Below are 2062 nucleotides of genomic sequence, written 5' to 3'. Positions count from 1 at the left end.
TTCAAAAAGCCGCCACAGACCCCCATTTGATCGGCCGTCCGCTATCGCATCTCGTCCGGCGCGGAGACGCCGAGAATGGCGAGACCCGAAGCCCAAACCGAGACGACGCCCTGAACCATTGCCAGTCGCGCTTTGGTAATCTCTGCATCATTGTTGATAATGAAGCGTAAATGAGGCAGGTCGCGCCCGCGCGTCCAAAGTGCGTGAAACTCGCTCGCCAACTCGTAGAGATAGAAGGCAATTCGGTGCGGCTCGTGAGCCTGCGCGGCGGCCTCGACGATGCGCGGATAGAGCGCGAGATTTTTTAGAAGCGCGAGTTCTTCCGGCGCATCGAGCCGCTCGAGCGGCGCGTTCAGCAGGAACTTCACCCGCGCATCCGAATCGTCCGGCAGATCGGCAACGACCTCCCGGCCATTGCGGAAGATCGAGTGACCGCGCGCGTGGCCGTACTGAACATAGAAGACCGGATTGTCCTTCGACTGCTCGATGACCTTGGCGAGGTCGAAGTCCAGCACCGCGTCGTTCTTGCGGAACAGCATCATGAAGCGGACGGCGTCGGAGCCGACTTCATCCACCACTTCGCGAAGCGTGACGAAGTCACCGGCGCGCTTGGACATCTTCACCGGCTCGCCGTTGCGCAGCAGGCGGACCAACTGAACGATCTTGACGTCGAGCGCGCCCTTCCCGGCAGTCACGGCCTGAACCGCCGCCTGCATCCGCTTGATGTAGCCGCCATGGTCGGCACCGAGCACGTCGACCAGCGTTGGGCAGCCGGCATCGAACTTCACCTTGTGATAAGCGATGTCGGAGGCGAAATACGTATAGGAGCCGTCCGACTTGAGCAGCGGCCGGTCGACGTCGTCGCCATAGGCGGTGGCGCGGAACAAAGTCTGTTCGCGGTCCTCGTAATCCTCGACCGGCGCGCCCTTCGGCGGCGGCAAGCGGCCCTGATACACGTCGCCCTTGGCGCGCAGGAAGTCGATCGTGTCGGCGACACGATTGCGCTCGCCTTCGATCAGCGTCCGCTCCGAGAAGAACACCTCGTGGGTGATGGAGAGCGCGGCGAGATCGCCCTTGATCATCTCCATCATCATCGCGATCGCCTTGGCGCGGACGATCGGAAGCCACTGCGGCTCAGGCATATCCTTGAGCGCCGCGCCGTGCTCGGCCTTCAGCGCCTCGCCCACCGGCACCAGGTAATCGCCCGGATACAGGCCATCCGGGATCGCGCCGATGTCTTCGCCGAGCGCTTCGCGGTAGCGCAGGAACGCCGACCGCGCCAGCACATCGACCTGCGCGCCGGCGTCGTTGATGTAGTACTCGCGCGTGACGTTATAACCCGCAGTGTCGAGCAGATTGGCCAGCGCATCGCCGAACACGGCGCCGCGGCAATGGCCGACATGCATCGGGCCGGTCGGGTTGGCCGAGACGTATTCGATATTGACCTTTTCACCGCCGCCGATCCGGCTGCGGCCATAGGCAGCGCCCGCCTGCAGGATCGTGCGAAGCGCGTCGGCCCACAACCCCGGCTGCAGCGTGAGGTTGATGAAGCCTGGTCCGGCGACACTGACGGACGCGATCTCGGCCTCGGCGCGCAGCTTGTCGGCGATCTTGTCGGCGAGATCGCGCGGCTTGGCCTTGGCCTCCTTGGCCAGCACCATGGCGGCATTGGTGGCCATGTCGCCGTGCGAAGCATCCTTCGGCGGCTCGACGACGATGCGCGACAGGTCAATACCGGCGGGCAGCGTGCCCTCGGCGGTCAGCGCGGCGCAGACCGCATGAACGCGCGACAGCACATGAGCGAATAGATGCGAAGACGTGGCTTGATCGGACATGGCTGCAATGGGAATGGGAATGCGGCCATTGGCGGCCGGTCGAGGCGCCGCCTAACGCAATTCCGGGGTCGAGTCAAAGAGCCGCTGGTGCTCGGTCAGCGCGTAGCGGTCGGTCATGCCGGCGATGAAATTGCGGATGCGGCGGAAGCGGTCGGCTTCGCACTCGGCAACCGGACCATCGGCCGGCAGCCAGTCCGGCGGCAGGTCAGCGGGGTGGTCACAGAGCG

Annotated in this window: 1 protein-coding gene and 1 pseudogene; both read right to left on the bottom strand. The window is 64.6% G+C overall.

The window, feature by feature from the left end; genetic code table 11:
- Positions 1-41: 41 nt before the first annotated feature.
- Positions 42-1835: an arginine--tRNA ligase gene (gene argS, locus I5M_RS00155; protein ID WP_022719549.1), complete on the bottom strand. Its 1794-nt coding sequence runs from the start codon at positions 1833-1835 to the stop codon at positions 42-44.
- A 51-nt stretch (positions 1836-1886) separates the two neighbouring features.
- Positions 1887-2062, bottom strand: a pseudogene (locus tag I5M_RS31080) (deoxyguanosinetriphosphate triphosphohydrolase); the annotation flags it as partial.

Origin of the sequence: Rhodopseudomonas sp. B29, assembly GCF_000333455.1 — a bacterium.
Taxonomy (GTDB): Bacteria; Pseudomonadota; Alphaproteobacteria; order Rhizobiales; family Xanthobacteraceae; genus Rhodopseudomonas.
Note: the sequence above shows the minus strand (reverse complement) of the source record. Positions and strands in the feature narration are given on the sequence as shown.